The sequence below is a fragment of the Pseudomonas sp. 10S4 genome, from assembly GCF_034344865.1.
GTDB lineage: Bacteria > Pseudomonadota > Gammaproteobacteria > Pseudomonadales > Pseudomonadaceae > Aquipseudomonas.
In genome coordinates, this window is record NZ_CP133774.1 from 1,130,852 (window position 1) to 1,148,956 (window position 18,105).

At 58.1% G+C, this 18,105-nt stretch carries 16 protein-coding genes and 3 pseudogenes; 14 read left to right on the plus strand and 5 right to left on the minus strand.

Features of this window, described 5'->3' with window-relative positions:
* Positions 1–26: 26 nt before the first annotated feature.
* Positions 27–2,381: a glucose/quinate/shikimate family membrane-bound PQQ-dependent dehydrogenase gene (locus tag RHM58_RS05370; RefSeq protein WP_322269812.1), complete on the minus strand. Its 2,355-nt coding sequence runs from the start codon at positions 2,379–2,381 to the stop codon at positions 27–29.
* A 185-nt stretch (positions 2,382–2,566) separates the two neighbouring features.
* On the opposite strand from RHM58_RS05370, the gene RHM58_RS05375 reads away from it, so the two are divergent.
* The 13 genes and pseudogenes from RHM58_RS05375 (at position 2,567) to RHM58_RS05435 (ending at position 15,436) form a co-directional block, all read left to right on the plus strand.
* Positions 2,567–2,782 carry a hypothetical protein gene (locus RHM58_RS05375; protein ID WP_322269813.1) on the plus strand — a complete coding sequence of 72 codons (216 nt, stop codon included), beginning with the start codon at positions 2,567–2,569 and terminating at the stop codon, positions 2,780–2,782.
* 60 nt (positions 2,783–2,842) lie between these two features.
* Positions 2,843–3,826, plus strand: coding sequence for a HesA/MoeB/ThiF family protein (locus RHM58_RS05380; RefSeq protein WP_322269814.1), 984 nt, complete (start codon positions 2,843–2,845; stop codon positions 3,824–3,826).
* Between the two features lie 4 nt (positions 3,827–3,830).
* Positions 3,831–4,304, plus strand: coding sequence for an HIT family protein (locus RHM58_RS05385; RefSeq protein ID WP_322269815.1), 474 nt, complete (start codon positions 3,831–3,833; stop codon positions 4,302–4,304).
* A gap of 142 nt (positions 4,305–4,446) precedes the next feature.
* Positions 4,447–4,908: an Lrp/AsnC family transcriptional regulator gene (locus RHM58_RS05390; protein WP_322269816.1), complete on the plus strand. Its 462-nt coding sequence runs from the start codon at positions 4,447–4,449 to the stop codon at positions 4,906–4,908.
* A 260-nt stretch (positions 4,909–5,168) separates the two neighbouring features.
* A complete protein-coding gene (locus RHM58_RS05395; protein WP_322269817.1) occupies positions 5,169–6,851 on the plus strand; it encodes a flavin monoamine oxidase family protein in 1,683 nt (560 codons plus the stop codon).
* Positions 6,852–6,863: 12 nt separating this feature from the next.
* Positions 6,864–7,658 (plus strand): carbon-nitrogen hydrolase family protein, encoded by a 795-nt coding sequence (locus tag RHM58_RS05400; protein ID WP_322269818.1) that lies wholly within the window; start codon positions 6,864–6,866, stop codon positions 7,656–7,658.
* 48 nt (positions 7,659–7,706) lie between these two features.
* On the plus strand, positions 7,707–10,130 hold the full coding sequence (pqqF, locus tag RHM58_RS05405; RefSeq protein ID WP_322269819.1) for a pyrroloquinoline quinone biosynthesis protein PqqF: 2,424 nt from the start codon (positions 7,707–7,709) through the stop codon (positions 10,128–10,130).
* A 157-nt stretch (positions 10,131–10,287) separates the two neighbouring features.
* Positions 10,288–10,362: a pyrroloquinoline quinone precursor peptide PqqA gene (gene pqqA / locus RHM58_RS05410; RefSeq protein WP_009045898.1), complete on the plus strand. Its 75-nt coding sequence runs from the start codon at positions 10,288–10,290 to the stop codon at positions 10,360–10,362.
* Positions 10,363–10,435: 73 nt separating this feature from the next.
* On the plus strand, positions 10,436–11,347 hold the full coding sequence (pqqB, locus tag RHM58_RS05415) for a pyrroloquinoline quinone biosynthesis protein PqqB (RefSeq protein WP_201198274.1): 912 nt from the start codon (positions 10,436–10,438) through the stop codon (positions 11,345–11,347).
* Between the two features lie 125 nt (positions 11,348–11,472).
* Positions 11,473–12,225, plus strand: coding sequence for a pyrroloquinoline-quinone synthase PqqC (pqqC, locus tag RHM58_RS05420; RefSeq protein ID WP_054044160.1), 753 nt, complete (start codon positions 11,473–11,475; stop codon positions 12,223–12,225).
* On the plus strand, positions 12,222–12,497 hold the full coding sequence (gene pqqD, locus RHM58_RS05425; protein ID WP_322269821.1) for a pyrroloquinoline quinone biosynthesis peptide chaperone PqqD: 276 nt from the start codon (positions 12,222–12,224) through the stop codon (positions 12,495–12,497). Before pqqC ends, pqqD begins: the two co-directional genes overlap by 4 nt.
* 4 nt (positions 12,498–12,501) lie before the next feature.
* Positions 12,502–13,643, plus strand: a pseudogene (gene pqqE / locus RHM58_RS05430) (pyrroloquinoline quinone biosynthesis protein PqqE).
* Positions 13,609–15,436: pseudogene (locus tag RHM58_RS05435) on the plus strand (S9 family peptidase). The pseudogenes pqqE and RHM58_RS05435 overlap by 35 nt, the downstream one beginning before the upstream one ends.
* 307 nt (positions 15,437–15,743) lie before the next feature.
* On the opposite strand, the gene RHM58_RS05440 reads toward RHM58_RS05435, so the two are convergent.
* From RHM58_RS05440 to RHM58_RS05455, 4 genes and pseudogenes are all read right to left on the minus strand, one after another.
* Positions 15,744–16,769: an IS110 family transposase gene (locus tag RHM58_RS05440; protein ID WP_201256610.1), complete on the minus strand. Its 1,026-nt coding sequence runs from the start codon at positions 16,767–16,769 to the stop codon at positions 15,744–15,746.
* 171 nt (positions 16,770–16,940) lie between these two features.
* Complete coding sequence (locus tag RHM58_RS05445) at positions 16,941–17,099, minus strand: YqaE/Pmp3 family membrane protein (RefSeq protein ID WP_007904205.1); 159 nt, start codon at positions 17,097–17,099, stop codon at positions 16,941–16,943.
* An 84-nt stretch (positions 17,100–17,183) separates the two neighbouring features.
* Positions 17,184–17,504 carry a helix-turn-helix domain-containing protein gene (locus RHM58_RS05450; protein ID WP_201256692.1) on the minus strand — a complete coding sequence of 107 codons (321 nt, stop codon included), beginning with the start codon at positions 17,502–17,504 and terminating at the stop codon, positions 17,184–17,186.
* Positions 17,497–17,853: pseudogene (locus tag RHM58_RS05455) on the minus strand (type II toxin-antitoxin system RelE/ParE family toxin). The gene RHM58_RS05450 and the pseudogene RHM58_RS05455 overlap by 8 nt, the downstream one beginning before the upstream one ends.
* On the opposite strand from RHM58_RS05455, the gene RHM58_RS05460 reads away from it, so the two are divergent.
* Complete coding sequence (locus RHM58_RS05460; protein ID WP_201256695.1) at positions 17,765–17,959, plus strand: hypothetical protein; 195 nt, start codon at positions 17,765–17,767, stop codon at positions 17,957–17,959. The pseudogene RHM58_RS05455 and the gene RHM58_RS05460 sit on opposite strands and share 89 nt — an antisense overlap.
* The last annotated feature ends 146 nt before the right edge of the window (positions 17,960–18,105 follow it).

Sequence of the window (18,105 nt, forward strand, 5' to 3'; positions counted from 1 at the left end):
GCTTTTTCGTATCTGCGAATTACCCCTTACTCAGGCAACGCATACGCAATCACATAATCCCCTCGATCAGGCGACTGCCGCGCGCCACCCACCGTCAGCAAAATGTACTGCTTGCCCGTTTTCGGCGAAACGTAAGTCATCGGCCCCGACTGACTTCCCACCGGCAAACGCGACTTCCAGATCTCATTGCCATTACCCGTATCGAAAGCACGCAGATAGAAATCCTGAGTCCCTGCGAAGAACAACAACCCTGACTGAGTCGCCAGTGAAGCCCCCAGCGTCGGCATGCCAATCGGGATCTGCAAGTGCATGCGGATACCCAACGGCCCCGTATCCTGCACAGTGCCCACCGGAACCTGCCACATCAGTTTGTGAGTCTTGAGGTCGATAGCGGACATGGTGCCGAACGGTGGTTTCTGGCACGGAATGCCAGCCGCCGAGAGGAAGCGTTCGCGCATGGCGCCGAACGGAGTGCCTTCTTGCGGTACGACGCCCATTTCGATGCCGCTGGCCCCGACGGCGATTTTGTTGCGCGGGATCATGTAGTTGGCCAGGCCCAGGCGCATGTCGTTGACGAACATGTAGTGGGTGTTCGGATCGACCGAGACACTGCCCCAGTTCATGCCGCCCAGGGAACCCGGAAATTGCAGCGCACGATCAAGGCCTGGCGGGGTGTAGACGCCTTGGTGGCGCATGCCTTTGAACTGGATGCGGCACATCAACTGGTCAAACGGTGTGGCGCCCCACATGTCAGATTCGGTCAGGGTCTGGTTGCCGATTGACGGCATGTCCACCGAGAACGGCTGGGTCGGCGAATAGCGTTCGCCAGGCACGTTGCCTTGTGGCACCGGGCGCTCTTCGACCCGCGCTATCGGCACGCCGGTTTCGCGGTTGAGCAGGAAGATCTCACCCTGTTTGGTGACTTGCGCCAAGGCTGGCTGGGTGGTGCCCTTGTCGTCCGGCACGTCGTAGAGCAGCGGTTGCGCCGGCAGGTCGAAGTCCCAGAGGTCGTGGTGGGTGGTCTGGAAGTGCCAGCGAACCTGACCGGTCTTCACGTCGATGGCGACGATGGACGAGTTCCATTTGTCGTCGAACGCCGTGCGTTGGCCGCCGAAGAAATCCGGAGTGGCGTTGCCGGTCGGCAGGTAGACCAGACCGAGCTTGGCGTCGTAGGACATGGCCGACCAGACGTTCGGCGTGCCACGGGTGTAGGTCTCGCCGGCCGGCGGACGTTTGGTGGTGTTCGGGTTGCCCGGATCCCACGCCCATACCAGTTCACCACTGCGCACGTCGTAGGCACGGACCACGCCTGGCGGCTCGCCGGTGGAGTAGTTGTCGGCCACGCGGCCACCGACGATCACCACATTGCCAGCGACCAGCGGGGTCGAGGTTTGCTGGTAGTAGCCCGGCTTGACTTCGCCCATGTCGGTTTTCAGGTCGACAGCGCCTTTATCGCCGAAGTCTTCGCACGGCTTGCCGGTGTCGGCATTGATGGCGATCAGACGGGCATCGCCGGTCGGCAGAAACAGACGTTTCGCACAGGCGGTTGGCTGGTTATCCGACGATGCAGGGGTTTCGGAATAACCCAGGCCGCGGCAACGTTGCCAGTTCGGCGCGGTGCCTTGGGGGTCGAACTTCCAGCGCTGGGTTCCGGTGTCGGCATCCAGGGCGAAGACTTTGCCGTAGGCGGTGCAGGTGTAGACCGTGTCACCGATTTGCAGCGGGGTGTTCTGGTCCTCGGCGCCAGCGCCGGTGCTTTGCGGGATGTCGCCGGTGTGGAAGGTCCAGGCCACCTGCAACTTGTCGATGTTGCCTTTGTTGATCTGGTCCAGCGCAGCAAAGCGATTGCCGGCGGTGGTGTTGCCCCAATGGGCCCAGTCTTTCTGTTCGGTGCCCGGTTTTACCGGGGTTACAGTGGGCTCAATGCTGGCCTTGACCACGTGGGTCGGCACGAACATGTAGGCCAGCGTGGCGATGACGCCAACGCCCAGAATGGCCGCCAAACCGTAAGCGCCACGGCCAGCATTAGCGCCGGAAGCGCGTACCAGCGTTGGATAAATCAGCGCGACAACCAGACCGATCACGGCAAAAGTCAGCACCCGCGAAACCAGCGGCCAATACTCGAAGCCGCTGTCCCACACCGCCCAGACCGCCGTCAGAATTAGCGCCAGACCGTACAGCCGCGCGCCCTGCGGCTTACGCAGGGCAATCATCAGCCCGGAAACAAGCATCGCCAGGCCCATCAGCAAGAAGTACCAACTCCCGCCCAATGTCACCAAGTAACCACCGCCACCGGCCAGGCCGAGCCCGATCAACGCGATCAAGACACCCAGCCCCCACAGCAACCACTTGCTGCCGGCGGCAGCCCCAGAATTATTCATGTCGGATATTTTCCCCATTTGTGACAAGGGTGAAATGATGTACTACCTAGTTACTTATGGAAATTTGTCACAGGTTCAGCCATCGCATAATTATTTTTTGTCACAGTTGACAGATAATCAATCACAACCGTAGTATTTAAATGCTAATCAATATCGTTAGTATTTAAACGCATGGAGCTATTTAAATGGAAATGAAAACCGTTGCGGGCATTGCTGCTCTTATTCTTGGTGCCTCGGTCATGAACGCTCAGGCCACCCAAAATAATGAAGCGGCCAAGTCGGACAGTGAGCCTCTGACTACTGTCATGGGCAAAAAAACCGTAACTTCGGGCGCTGCAGGCATGATGGGAATCATGTGCTCTGATGGTCGAGTGGTATTCTCCAAACCTCGCTGCAACTAAGTAAATCCCCAGACTGCCGAAATGCAGTCTGGGAATTATCTAGCGCCTAGGAGAAGTAGTATGGAGAGTGCGGGAAGCAATTTTTATCTCAAGGATGAACAAGGGAATATCCTCGGCCTGATTGCCCCATCGACCTTCTTTGCCGAGACCGACAGTGGTTTGCTCATCGACGGTCCTAAAAACACGGTAAAGATCAATCAACGATCAATCAGCGGGCTTGAAAAAGGTTTGAGCGAAGCAGGATCACTGGCTACCGGCACATCCAGTGAACTGTCACAAGTTCTTGCGTTACTTGAACACCCGGCGTCCAGTAGAACGACAAGTTACTTTTTGTGCGCGACATCGTCTTGCAGCGCAATCATCGAGGACATGAACGCCATTCAAAGGGCTACCGTTCTGGTTATCGGTTGCGGGGGGATTGGCAGCGTTACGGCCATGCTACTGGCGGGCTGCGGTATAAAAAACTTCATACTGGTGGACGCAGACATCATTGAAGAAAGTAACCTGAACCGGCAATTGTTCTGGACACGCGCAGATATCGGTCAGCCCAAAGGCGAGACGTTGAAGAAAGCAATTGAAGCGCGCTTTCTGGATACAACAATCGAAGTGCTGAGGATAGAAACAGACAAGCACGCTATCTCTAACCTTCAGCGCCAACATGCGGCGAGCATCATTGTGATCACGGCTGACAACCCATCCTCGTTAGCGGAAGACGCCGCCACTATCTCCCAGTCAACAGGTGTGCCAGTTGTCAGCGGTGGGTATAACCACTCCAATTGCAAGGTTTACCTGCACACAGGAAAGAACACTCAAGTGACTACCGACTCGTTTGTAGACACTCCTTGGCAACGACTTCCCTCTTCGATCATGCCCAGTTTCGGCCCACTAAACGTCAATATGGCGTCGCTACTGGCATCGGGTTCTATTGCCATGCTCGCCAAACGAAGTTTTGTCTCGAACGAAGATCACACCATTGAGTGGGATGCCTGTCACTTTCCTTTAAACTTTCAAACAGCCACCTATCCACCGACCATTAACGGGTAACTTAATGAGCTGCATTTTTTGCGAAATAGCAGCAGGTCAAGCACCTGCGCACATCGTTTGGGAAAGCGAAAGCCATCTAGCCTTTCTTTCCATTTTCCCAAACACTCCGGGCTTTACGGTGGTCATTCCTAAACTCCACGCATCCAGTTATGCCTTTGCCCAGACAGATCAGGCGCTGACTGATCTGACGCTGGCGGCAAAGTCTGTTGCACTGTTACTCGACCGTGCCCTTCCCAATGTGGCGCGCACCGGGATGATGTTGGAGGGCTACGGAGTCGATCACTTGCATGCAAAACTGTTTCCCATGCACGGTACCGGAACTGACAGTGAGTTTAAAAAAATAAGCTCGAGCATCGACAAGTACTTTACCCAGTACGAAGGTTACATCTCGTCGCACGACTGGAAGCGAGCCGATGATGAAGCGTTGGCCGAACTGGCTAAGAGCATTCGCGAATACTCTGCTCAAAAAACACTCTGACACCTTTTTTTACGACAGCGCTGGCAATCCAGACATGCCGTTTGTCCCCAGACCTCCGGTGGACAAGGGTCTGGATAGATGCCCTAATTGACTCTTTCAAATTGGCCTAGGTGTCCGATCAGGCCAAGTCAGAGCCCTATCAATGAGCAATAGTCATATCCCATCCCTCGACGAAATCGACCGCCAGTTAATCGCTGCCTTGCAGATCAATGCCCGTGAAAGCGTGGCCATGCTCGCGCGGCAACTGGGCATCGCGCGCACCACGGTCACTTCGCGGTTGGCGCGCCTGGAAAAGGCCCGGGTGATTACCGGTTACGGCGTGCGTTTGGGTCAGCGGGTGGTGGATGGCGGGTTGCAGGCGTATGTCGGGATCACGGTGCAGCCACGCTCCGGCAAGGAAGTGCTGCGCCGGCTCAGTGCGATGGCTCAGGTTCAGCAACTGTGTGCGGTGAGTGGCGAATTTGATTATGTGGCGTGGTTGCGCACGGACTCGCCGGAGCAGCTGGATCAGTTGCTGGATCAGATTGGCAGCGTAGATGGGGTGGAGAAGACGACCACTTCGATCATTTTGAGTAGCAAGATTGATCGAGGGCAGCCGGTTTAGACTCTGTCCAATGTGGGAGCGGGCTTGCTCGCGAAGAGGGAGTGTCAGTCGGCATTGCTGTTGACTGACCCACCGTATTCGCGAGCAAGCCCGCTCCCACATTGGGCAGTATGTAGCGATACATCGTCATATTGATCTGTTTACCGGCAAAACGACGACACATTGCGTCTTATTAACGTGTTCTACGCTCTCTAGAATGGCTGCCATCTTTTCCTATACTCAGACGCGCATCCCGCGTCGGGTCGCCAGCAAGGTCAGCCATGAACAAGAATAATCGCCATCCTGCAGACGGTAAAAAACCAGTCACCATTTTCGGCCCGGACTTTCCGTTCGCCTTCGACGACTGGATCGAGCACCCCGCCGGCCTGGGCAGTATTCCTGAGCACAACCACGGCGCCGAAGTGGCGATCGTCGGTGGCGGCATCGCCGGTTTGGTCGCGGCTTACGAGCTGATGAAGCTGGGCCTGAAGCCAGTCGTTTACGAAGCCTCGAAAATGGGCGGTCGTCTGCGCTCCCAGGCGTTCAACGGCGCCGAAGGCATCATCGCCGAGCTCGGTGGCATGCGTTTCCCGGTGTCGTCCACCGCGTTTTATCACTACGTCGACAAGCTCGGCCTGGAAACCAAACCGTTCCCGAACCCGCTGACGCCCGCGTCCGGCAGTACGGTGATCGATCTGGAAGGCCAGACCCATTACGCACAGAAGCTGTCGGATCTTCCCGCATTGTTCCAGGAAGTAGCTGACGCCTGGGCGGACGCACTGGAAGACGGCTCGCGCTTCGGCGAGATCCAGCAAGCGATCCGCGACCGCGACGTGCCTCGCCTCAAAGAGCTGTGGAACACCCTGGTTCCGCTGTGGGACGACCGCACCTTCTACGACTTTGTCGCCACCTCCAAAGCCTTCGCCAAATTGTCGTTCCATCACCGCGAAGTGTTTGGCCAGGTCGGTTTCGGCACCGGCGGCTGGGACTCTGACTTCCCGAACTCGATGCTGGAAATCTTCCGCGTAGTAATGACCAACTGCGACGATCACCAACACCTGGTAGTAGGCGGCGTCGAGCAAGTGCCACTGGGCATCTGGCGCCACGTGCCGGAACGTTGCGTGCACTGGCCGGAAGGTACCAGCCTCAGTTCCTTGCACAGCGGTGCCCCGCGCACTGGCGTGAAGAAAATTGCCCACGCGGCTGACGGTCGTTTTGCCGTCACCGACAACTGGGGCGACACCCGCGAATACGCCGCCGTACTGACCACCTGCCAGAGCTGGCTGCTGACCACCCAGATCGAATGCGATGAAACCCTGTTCTCGCAAAAAATGTGGATGGCTCTCGACCGCACTCGCTACATGCAATCGTCGAAAACTTTCGTGATGGTCGACCGCCCATTCTGGAAGGACAAAGATCCGGAAACCGGCCGTGACCTGATGAGCATGACCCTCACTGATCGCCTGACCCGTGGCACCTACCTGTTCGACAACGGCGACGACAAGCCAGGCGTGATTTGCCTGTCGTACTCGTGGATGAGCGACGCGCTGAAGATGCTTCCACAACCGGTGGAAAAACGCGTGAAGCTGGCGCTGGATGCGTTGAAGAAGATCTACCCGAAAGTCGACATCGCCGCGCGGATCATCGGCGACCCGATCACTGTGTCCTGGGAAGCCGACCCACATTTCCTCGGTGCTTTCAAAGGCGCCCTGCCCGGCCACTATCGCTATAACCAGCGCATGTACGCGCACTTCATGCAGGACGACATGCCAGCGGAGCAACGCGGGATTTTCATCGCTGGCGATGACGTTTCGTGGACGCCGGCCTGGGTTGAAGGCGCGGTGCAGACCTCGCTCAACGCGGTGTGGGGCATCATGAAACACTTCGGCGGTGAAACTCACGCCGAGAACCCGGGTCCAGGAGATGTGTTTAACGAGATCGGTCCGATCGCCCTGCCCGAGTAAGAGGAATCCGAAATGCGCGTAGCCCTTTACCAATGCCCACCACTATCCCTGGACGTCGCAGGCAATCTGCAACGCTTGCATCAACTGGCGCTGGAGGCCAAAGGCGCCGACTTGCTGGTGCTGCCGGAGATGTTCCTGACCGGCTACAACATCGGCGTCGATGCGGTGAACGTCCTCGCGGAGGTGCACAACGGTGAGTCGGCGCAGCAGGTCGCGCGCATTGCCAAAACAGCGGGGATCGCCATTTTGTATGGCTATCCCGAACGCACCGAAGACGGCCAGATCTACAACTCGGTGCAGTTGATCGACGCCCATGGCGAACGCCTGTGCAATTACCGCAAGACGCATCTGTTCGGCGACCTTGATCACTCGATGTTCAGCGCCGGCGGGGATGATTTCCCGCTGGTCGAGCTCAATGGCTGGAAGCTTGGCTTCCTGATTTGCTACGACATGGAGTTCCCGGAAAACGCCCGGCGTCTGGCCCTGGCCGGCGCCGAGCTGATTCTGGTGCCAACGGCGAACATGATTCCCTTCGATTTCGTCGCTGACGTCACCGTCCGCGCGCGAGCCTTTGAAAACCAGTGTTATGTGGCTTATGCCAACTACTGCGGCCACGAAGGCGATATCCATTATTGCGGCCAAAGCAGCATCGCCGCGCCGGATGGCAGCCGTATCGCCCAGGCGGGTCTGGATGAAGCGCTGATTGTTGGTGAATTGGATCGGCAGTTGATGGTCGATTCCCGCGCCGCCAATCGTTATCTCCTTGATCGCCGCCCCGAGCTTTACAGTGAGCTGAACAAGCGCTGAGTCCCCGTTATCCGCTAGCATTAGCGCTTCTCTGTATTGGAAGTGCTCATGCCTGCGCTGAATCACCCCCGCCCCCACACTGAAACCCTGGCTAACGGCCTGCGGGTGATGCTGCGTCATGCCCCCGAATTGAAGCGCAGCGCGGCGGCGTTGCGGGTGGCTGCCGGCAGTCATGATGTGCCTCTGGCCTGGCCCGGATTGGCGCATTTTCTTGAGCACCTGCTGTTTCTGGGAACCGAGCGTTTTCCTACCGGCCAAGGGCTGATGGCCTACGTTCAGGGTCATGGCGGGCAGGTGAATGCACGAACCAGTGAGCGCACCACCGATTTCTTTTTTGAATTGTCGCCACAGGCATTTGCCGGTGGGCTGGAGCGTCTGTCAGACATGCTCGCCCACCCGCGTATGAATCTGGACGATCAATTGCGGGAACGGGAAGTGTTGCAGGCAGAGTTTGTCGCGTGGTCCGAGGACGGGACGGCGCAGCAGCAACTGGCGCTGTTCGATGGGCTATCCAAGGCTCACCCGCTAACGGGATTCCACGCGGGTAACCGAGACAGTCTGCCGGTGCCGCAGCCTGAGTTTCAGCAGGCGCTGAAAGACTTCTATCAGCGGTTTTATCAAACCGGGCAGATGACGTTGAGCCTGGCTGGCCCGCAGAGTCTTGATGAGCTGAAGGCGATGGCAGAGGCGTTCGGTGCTGTGATTGCTCGGGGTGAAAAAGCCCTACAGCAAGCGCCGACTCCTCTGATGGACTCTTCGGACAATAGTTATCAACAGGTCGGTGAACGTCGGCTGGATCTGCTGCTCACCTTCGAAGCGCTGCCTGAGTCGTCACCCGAGGCGTTGGCATTCCTGTGTCATTGGTTGAGCGCCGCAAAGCCCGGCGGCCTGCTCGCCAAGCTGCAAAGTAGCGGTTTGGCCGACAGCCTGAAAGCCGCGCCGTTATACGAGTTCGCCGGACAAGCCATGCTGCATATCGAGTTCAAATTGCTCGCCAATGCAACGCCTGCGGCGATCCGTGAACAACTGATGGATTGGCTGGGATTCTTTGCCGCTCAACAAGACTGGAGAGAGTTACGCAAAGAGTACGCGGCCCTGCTGCTACGCCAGCAGCAAGTCAGCAGCGCGTTGCAACTGGCCCGGCGTGACAGCGAACAGCTTGAAATCGGACTATCCGTACAAGGCGTCGCAGCTCTCAAGGAAGTCCTGAAGCAAATCGGCGCTGTGGATAACTTCACCGGCCAATGGCAACTGCCGGCACCCAACCCGTTTTTGCGTTCCGAGGCACCCGCCGCCAACGCCGGGCTGATCCGTGGCCAAACCAGCGCCCACCGCGGCTTGCGCACCTTTGCCCAGGATCGCTCCCGCGGTCGTCGCGAACGTTCGTCGATGCAGTTCAGCCAAGCGTTGCCGGGCAATACTGATGAGGGCGCCATTTACCTGCGCTGGCGCCTGGACCTGGCGCCGGACAGCCGCCTGCAATCGAGCATGGAAAACAGCCTCAAGCCATTGCGCGAGGACGCCCGCCAGGCCGGTGTCGATTTTTCCTTCAGCGCAACGGGCAATGAATGGCTACTGAAGATGACCGGCCTGCAAGAGCCGATGCCGACGGTCCTCGAACATGCGCTAACGGCGCTGACAAATCCTGGTGCCAATTTCCCACACATCGAACCTGCGTTGATGCCGATTCGGCAGCTACTCAAAGCGCTGCCGGAACATTGCCTTGAACACTCCACCGTATCAGCCGACCTGCAACAACTCTGGTCGAGCGCACGCTGGGATGGCTTGGCAGTCGGCCTGTCCGCCCAGACACAAGCAGCCATGGGCGTTGCCTTGAGCCGAATCCCCGGCACTGCGGACAATCAACTGACACCTGCGCCATCGATCAACTCACAGCATCTGTGGAACACCATCGAAACCGGGTCCAGCGAACACGCGCTGCTGCTCTTCTGTCCGACAGCCACACAGGAAATCGCTGACGAAGCCGCCTGGCGTCTGCTCGCACACCTGAGCCAGACACCGTTCTACCAACGCCTGCGGGTCGAGCTGCAACTGGGTTATGCGGTGTTCAGCGGACTGCGCCAGATAAACGGCCAGACAGGTATGCTGTTTGGCGTGCAATCACCGAATGTCGCTGCTGCTGATTTGCTGGAACACATCGAACACTTCCTGCGCGGACTGGCAGAGCAAATCCAAAGCACCGATGACGCGACTTACCTCGCGCAACGCCAGGCCCTTGCCGATCAATTCGACAGCGCCACTTTGCCCACCGCCCAAGCCGCCGAACTGCTATGGCAGGGCAAGCTGGCTGGCCACTCGTCGGAATACCTGACGCAACTGTCCGAGGCGATTCTGGGGACCGACCGAAGCGAGCTGCTCGCCGCCGCCCAACACCTGAATAACGCCGAAGGTGGCTGGCGCTGCCTGGCCAGCGAGGCTTGTCCAGGCGCACCTTGGCAAGTGGCAAAATGATCATTACCGACGCTGCAATTAGCTTTCTCAAAGTTTCACGGGCAACGGCTCTGTAATTTTGAGTAACATAGCCGCCTAACTATCTGAACATCTCCGGCAGGAGATGGACTATATGTATAGGTCTCAACTGTCCCATCCACCTGAAAGGAGCATTTCCATGTCCTGGTCCAAACCTGCTTACACCGACCTGCGTATCGGCTTTGAAGTCACCATGTACTTCGCAAGCCGCTAAGTTTGTATCGTTGTGCAACGCCTCGGTCTGCCGAGGCGTTTTTATTTTCAGTTTTCAAAATGATGGAGCGGCCATGTTTGTCCAGATTCTAGGTTCCGCCGCTGGCGGTGGTTTCCCGCAGTGGAATTGCAACTGCGTGAACTGCGCAGGTTTTCGCGACGGCAGCCTGAATGCCAAGGCGCGGACCCAATCGTCCATCGCGATTTCCGATGACGGCGTGAACTGGGTGCTGTGCAATGCCTCGCCGGACATCCGCGCCCAGCTCCAGAGCTTCGCCCCGATGCAACCGGGCCGCGCCCTGCGTGATACCGGGATCAGCGCGATCATCCTGATGGACAGCCAGATCGACCACACCACTGGCCTGCTCAGCCTGCGCGAAGGTTGCCCGCATCAAGTCTGGTGCACCGACATGGTCCACGAAGACCTGAGCAGCGGTTTTCCGCTGTTCACCATGCTGACCCACTGGAACGGCGGGCTGAACTGGAACCGCATCGAACTCGACCAGAGTTTCACCGTCCCGGCCTGCCCAAACCTGCGCTTCACCCCGCTGCCATTGCGCAGCGCCGCGCCGCCCTACTCGCCGCACCGCTTCGACCCGCACCCGGGCGACAATATCGGCCTGATCGTCGAAGACATCAGCACCGGCGGCAAACTGTTCTACGCACCGGGTCTGGGCAAAGTCGACGCGCCGTTGCTGGAGATCATGGCCGGCAGCGATTGCCTGCTGGTGGACGGCACGATGTGGGATGACGATGAAATGCAGCGCCGTGGCGTCGGCACCCGCACCGGTCGGGAAATGGGTCACCTGGCGCAGAACGGCCCCGGCGGCATGCTGGAAGTGCTGGAACAACTGCCCAAACAGCGCAAAGTGCTTATCCACATCAACAACACCAACCCGATTCTCGACGAGGATTCGCCGCAGCGCGCGGAGTTGGCGCGGCGTGAGGTTGAAGTGGCTTATGACGGCATGAGTATTGTGTTGTAGCTAATGGCCCCTTCGCGGGCAAGCCCGCTCCCACAGGGAACCGCATTCCAATGTGGGAGCGGGCTTGCTCGCGAAGGCGTCAGACCAGACACCAAAGAACCACCGGTCCTACCCGGAGAACCGAAATGACTGACACCGCAATGTCCCCCACCGAATTCGAAGCCGCCCTGCGTGCAAAGGGCGCCTACTACCACATCTACCACCCCTACCACGTGGCGATGTACGAAGGCCGGGCGACCCGCGAGCAGATCCAGGGCTGGGTCGCCAACCGCTTCTACTACCAGGTGAACATCCCGCTAAAAGACGCCGCGATCCTCGCCAACTGCCCGGACCGCGAAATTCGTCGCGAATGGATTCAGCGCCTGCTCGACCACGACGGCGCCCCCGGCGAAGACGGCGGCATCGAAGCCTGGCTGCGATTGGGCCAAGCCGTTGGCCTCGACCCGGATCAGTTACGCTCCCAAGAGTTGGTGCTACCCGGCGTACGTTTTGCCGTGGACGCCTACGTCAATTTCGCCCGTCGGGCCAGTTGGCAGGAAGCCGCCAGCAGTTCGCTGACCGAGCTGTTCGCGCCGCAGATCCACCAATCGCGCCTGGACAGTTGGCCGCAGCATTACCCGTGGATCGACCCGACCGGTTACGAGTATTTCCGCACGCGCCTGGGTCAGGCCCGTCGCGATGTCGAGCACGGTCTGGCGATCACCTTGCAGCACTACACCACCCGGGAAGGCCAGGAGCGCATGCTGGAAATTCTCCAGTTCAAACTGGACATTCTTTGGAGCATGCTCGATGCCATGACCATGGCCTACGAGCTGAATCGCCCGCCGTATCACAGCGTGACCGAGCAGCGGGTCTGGCATAAAGGAATCACCTTATGAGTTTCGACCGCAACAAAACCCCGACCTGGCGTACCGGCTACCGTTACCAGTACGAACCGGCGCAGAAAGGCCACGTGCTGCTGTACCCGGAAGGCATGATCAAACTCAATGAAAGCGCCGCGCTGATTGGCGGTTTGATCGACGGCCAGCGTGACGTGGCCGCGATCATTGCCGCACTCGACGCGCAGTTCCCTGGCGTGCCCGAACTCGGTGAAGACATCGAGCAATTCATGGAGGTCGCCCGTGCTCAGCACTGGATCGAACTTGCCTGACTCTGTGTCGGACAAGTTACCGCCCAAACCGGAAATCGGCCTGCCGCTGTGGCTGCTGGCCGAGCTGACCTATCGCTGCCCGCTGCAATGCCCGTACTGCTCCAATCCGCTGGATTTCGCCGAACAGGGCAAAGAACTCAGCACCGAGCAGTGGATCAAGGTCTTTCGCGAAGCGCGGGAGATGGGCGCGGCGCAGTTGGGTTTCTCCGGCGGTGAACCGCTGGTACGCCAGGACCTCGCCGAGTTGATCGCCGAAGCGCGTAAGTTGGGTTTCTACACCAACCTGATTACCTCGGGCATTGGCCTGACCGAGCAGAAAATCAGCGACTTCAAGAAGGCTGGCCTGGACCACATCCAGATCAGCTTTCAGGCCAGTGACGAGCAGGTCAACAACCTGTTGGCCGGCTCGAAAAAGCCTTCGCGCAAAAGCTCGAAATGGCCCGTGCGGTAAAGGCCCACGGCTATCCGATGGTGCTGAACTTCGTCACCCATCGGCACAACATCGACAAGATCGACCGGATCATCGAGCTGTGCATCGCCCTGGAGGCCGACTTCGTCGAACTCGCCACTTGCCAGTTCTACGGTTGGGCGCAGCTCAATCGGGTCGGCCTACTGCCGACCAAGGAACAACTGGTCCGCGCTGAACGCATCACCAACGAATACCGCGCCAAACTGGAAGCCGAAGGGCATCCGTGCAAACTGATTTTTGTCACCCCGGACTACTACGAAGAACGTCCGAAAGCCTGCATGAATGGCTGGGGCAGTATTTTTCTGACAGTGACCCCGGACGGAACTGCCCTGCCCTGTCACGGAGCCCGACAGATGCCGGTGCAATTTCCGAACGTACGCGACCACAGCATGCAGCACATCTGGTACGACTCGTTTGGCTTTAATCGCTTTCGTGGTTATGACTGGATGCCCGAGCCGTGCCGCTCCTGCGATGAGAAAGAAAAGGACTTCGGCGGCTGCCGTTGCCAGGCCTTCATGTTGACCGGTGACGCGAGCAATGCCGACCCGGTGTGCAGCAAGTCAGAACATCACGGCGTGATTCTCATGGCCCGCGAAGAAGCCGAGCACGCGACCCAGACCATCGAACAACTGGCCTTTCGCAATGAACGAAACTCACGACTCATCGCTAAAGGCTGAGCCTTTCAGCGCCGCCAAAGCCGTCACGGCCGGTATCGACTTCGCCGAACTACAACTGGGCAAACAGGGCCTGTTCTGGAACGAGTACCGTCCCCAAGATGCAGCCTGCCGGATCTGGCACTGGCGTGACGGTCAGGCGAAATGTCTGATACCGCCGGGATTCAGTGTGCGAAGTCGGGTGTACGAATATGGCGGCGGAGCGTTTTGTCTGACGGATGACGGGATTGTTTTCGTCAACGAGGCGGACCAGCAGCTGTATCGGCAATCGCTGAAGGGCGAGACGCCTGAAGTGATGACGTCGGACGAGTGCCGTTATGGCGATCTGCAGTTCGCCAATGGGCAAATTCTGGCGGTTGAAGAACATCGCGATCAGCATCGGCTGGTGGCCATCGACCTGGCGGACGGTGTGCGTCATTTGCTGGCTGAAGGCGCGGACTTTTACGCCTCGCCGACCCTGAGTGCGGATGCTCGACGTCTGGCCTGGATCGAGTGGAGCCGGCCGGATCAGCCATGGACAACGACTCGTCTGATGGTTGCAGAACGCCAGGACGAGAGCGGTTTTGGTCAGCCGCGTTGTGTAGCGGGTGGTAGGGCTCCAGAGTCTGTGCAGCAACCTCGGTTCGACGCCAACGGTCGCTTGTATTGCTTGACCGATCGCGACGGATTTTGGCAACCGTGGGTGGAATCTACCGAGGGTCTGACGCCATTGCCGAGCGCCGCGGCCGATCACGGCCCCGCACCATGGCAATTGGGCGGCTGCACCTGGTTACCGTTGAACGACAACACGTATCTGGCCAGTTGGACCGAAGACGGATTTGGCCGTTTGGGCCTTTGCGGCGAAGCACCTGAGGATTTCACCGGGGATTACAGCCGCTTCCGAAGTCTCGCATTCGATGAACAGTTCATTTACTGCATCGCAGCCTCGCCGGTTACGGCTTCGGCAGTCATTGCCATCGACCGCAACACCCGACAGGTCAATGTACTGGCCGGCGGCATCGCACCGTTGCCTGCCGAAAAGATCAGCCGCCCGCAAACCCTGCGCTACCCGAGCGGTTCGGGCGAGGCTCATGGTTTCTTCTACCCGGCAATGACAGGAGAGGCGAAACCTGCCGCTGGTGGTGTTCATCCACGGCGGCCCGACGTCGGCCTGCTACCCGATGCTCGACCCACGCATCCAGTACTGGGCGCAACGGGGCTTTGCCGTGGCCGATCTCAACTATCGCGGCAGCAGCGGCTATGGCCGGGATTATCGCCAGGCACTGCATTTGAGTTGGGGTGATGTGGATGTGGAGGATGCTTGCGCAGTGGTCGCTTATCTCGCCGAACGCGGGCTGATCGACGGCGACAATGCATTCATTCGCGGCGGCAGTGCTGGCGGTTACACCACGCTGTGCGCGCTCGCCTTTCACAAAGTCTTCCGCGCCGGCGCCAGCCTGTATGGCGTCAGCGATCCCGTTGCATTGGGCAAAGCGACTCACAAGTTCGAGGGCGACTATCTGGATTGGTTGATCGGCGATCCGCTGCAGGATGCCGAGCGTTATGCCGCCCGAACGCCGTTATTGCACGCGAGTAACATCGCCGTGCCAGTGATTTTCTTTCAGGGTGAACTGGATGCCGTGGTGGTGCCGCAGCAAACCCGGGACATGGTCACGGCGTTGCAGGACAACGGCATTCTGGTTGAAGCCCATTACTACGCAGACGAACGTCATGGGTTTCGCAAGGCGGGTAATCAGGCGCATGCGCTGGAGCAGGAGTGGGTGTTTTATCGGCGGGTGATGGCGTTGGTGGACTGAAGTCAGCGCTTCGTGCGGAAATAGTGGCGCCTCATTCGCGAGCAAGCCCGCTCCCACATCTATGGTTCCCCCCTTTTCTGCAATACTGTTTTTGATGATGTGTTTGGCTTGCTTTCATCTATCCGGCGTCTGAGTGGAGGTTGGTCCATTCGCGCCTTGATGAGAATCGATGCCCGGCGATCCTAATTACTTGGACGGCCTTTCAGCCGTGTGGGAGCTCAGGGTTTTCGTCAGGCCGGTTGGCCGTTCACGTCATCTGTTATCCAGCATCGCAAACCAGGTGGGTGGTGCTCGGGTGACAGCGGGGTCAGGCGTTCATCGCGCCTGGCCCCGCATCGAATTCGGTGTGGTGTGCTGCAATCGCCCAGGCGATTCTCGCCAGTTTGTTGGCCAGTGCGCAGACCACATGATTGGAGTGATGGTTGTCCCATAGCCGTCGGACCCAGTCCGCCAGCGCTCCTTTCTGTCGATCCAACTGCATCAGATAGACGCGGGCACACTGGATCAGCAGACGTCTCTGGTTTCGGTCACCCCGCTTGCTGATGCCTAAAAGTACGGTTTTTCCGCCCGTGGAGTGTTGTTTGGGCACTAGCCCGATCGAGGCCGAATAGCCTCGGCCGCACTTGAACTGTTTGCCATCGCCCAACTCGGCAGCCAGGACGCTGGAGGTGATCGGGCCGACACACGGCATCGTCATCAAGCGAACAGCCAGATCATCTTCAGCGGCTTGGCACTCCACTTCCTTATCCAAAGCCTTGACCTGCTCGTGCAAGTAATTGAAGTGCTCACGCAGCCTGGTCAGTAGTTTTTTGATGGAATCGGGAAGTGGATGTGCTTCAAGCAGCGCTGGAAGATCTTTGATGGACTTGAAGCCTGGGGCCAAGCTGATTCCGACTTCCAGGAGGGCTGCGTGAATCCGATTGACGGTAGCAGTACGTTCTTTGATGAACGAATCACGTGTCGAGTTGAGCATGGCCAGCGCCTGCTGAGCCTGATTCTTGGGCGGCACAAAGCGCATTGTTGGACGAGTTGCAGCCTCGCAGATCGCTTCGGCATCAGCGAAGTCGTTCTTGTTGCTTTTCACATACGGACGCACGAGATGCGGAGCAATGAGTTTGGGTATATGCCCCAGTCTTGAGACTTCCTGCGCCATGAAGTGGGCTCCGCCGCAAGCTTCCATCGCAACGGTGCAGGGTTCGAGATTGGCCAGATGCTGGATGAGCGCCGCCCGATTAAACTTTTTGCGGTAAAGCTCATGACCACGATCATCTTGTGCATGCAGATGAAAGGTGTGTTTTCCCAGATCGATGGCGACAATAGCTACTTTGTTCATGGCAACGGTCTCCGATGAGCCCCCTGTGAAAGCTTAGTGGGTGATCACAGGGGGCGGCGGGAGGAGCCATTTCATTATTTGATCGGCGGCGAACACAAACGCTGTGTTCGCTGAAGATCTACTGTGGGAGCGGGCTTGCTCGCGAAAGCGATCTAACCGACGCCGAAAATCTCAACGCTTGGCAATGATGTACACCGCATGCACGATCCCCGGAATATAACCGCACAGCGTCAGCAGAATATTCAGCCAGAACGCCCCGGCGAAACCGACTTGCAGAAACACACCCAGGGGCGGCAACAGAATGGCGATGATGATTCGAATAAAATCCATGGGGCAGCTCCTGATTTGAAGTTGGCTCGCATGAGCCACACAACCAATCGACCTGCGCCGTTCGTCAGGGTTCAGTGCAGTTCTTCAGGCCAGTATCTCAAGACCGTATTTCTGAACAATGCTCAGCAACTTGAGCGCCATGCCGCTGGGGTGCTTGTCTCCCGCCTCCCATTGTTTGACCGTCGAGGCGCTGGTGTTCAGATAACGCGCAAACACTGGCTGGCTGACGTTGTTGCGCTCCCGAAGCGCTTTGATCTGCTCTGCCGGGATCGCGTCCGGTACGGTTGCAAGGCAGGACTCATCAAATTCGCGCATCGTCGCCTTGCTGATTGCGCCGATGGCAAATAAGGCACTGGCCGATTCGTGTATCGATTCAAAAACTTCACTTTTGTATTTTTTACTCATGGGGGATCTCCACAAACTCCTTCGTATCCAGCAAGCGCCGGACTTGCACATCTGTGAGTTCCGCGTAGGTCTTCGCCAGCGTGCGCAATTCAATCAGCTCCGCCGAACTGATATTACTTCGATCCTGTTTGGCAAACAGCACCTGATAGACTCAGTAACGCCCACCTTTTGCCAAGACAAGCGATCGATGGCGATTTGAATTCAAACGTTTTTTCCACACCCTGCCACCGAGATTGACTGCTTGGCCATCGAGCATCTCGATGAAGGCCTCCCGTAGCTCCTCATCACTGATCCAAGCTTTACCAGCCTGTATCGCAAAACCTTTAGCTTTGAATAACCTCGGCGACATCGGTTTCCCTTCCAAAAAACATACCACTCAGTGGTATAGATTTCAAAACCAGTTCTTCAACAATATTGTTTCACTGGCGGCGGCAGTCCTTGCCGACGCGCTCTAAAAAGCCACCGATCCAGCCATCGCTCAAGCACCAAATCACCTTTGGCAAAACGCAGAGACAAAAAAACGCCCCACGCCAAAAGAATCAGGTGTGGGGCGATGCGTTATACCGCGAGACGGTTCGGTAATTCGTGTAGGGCGAGTCTG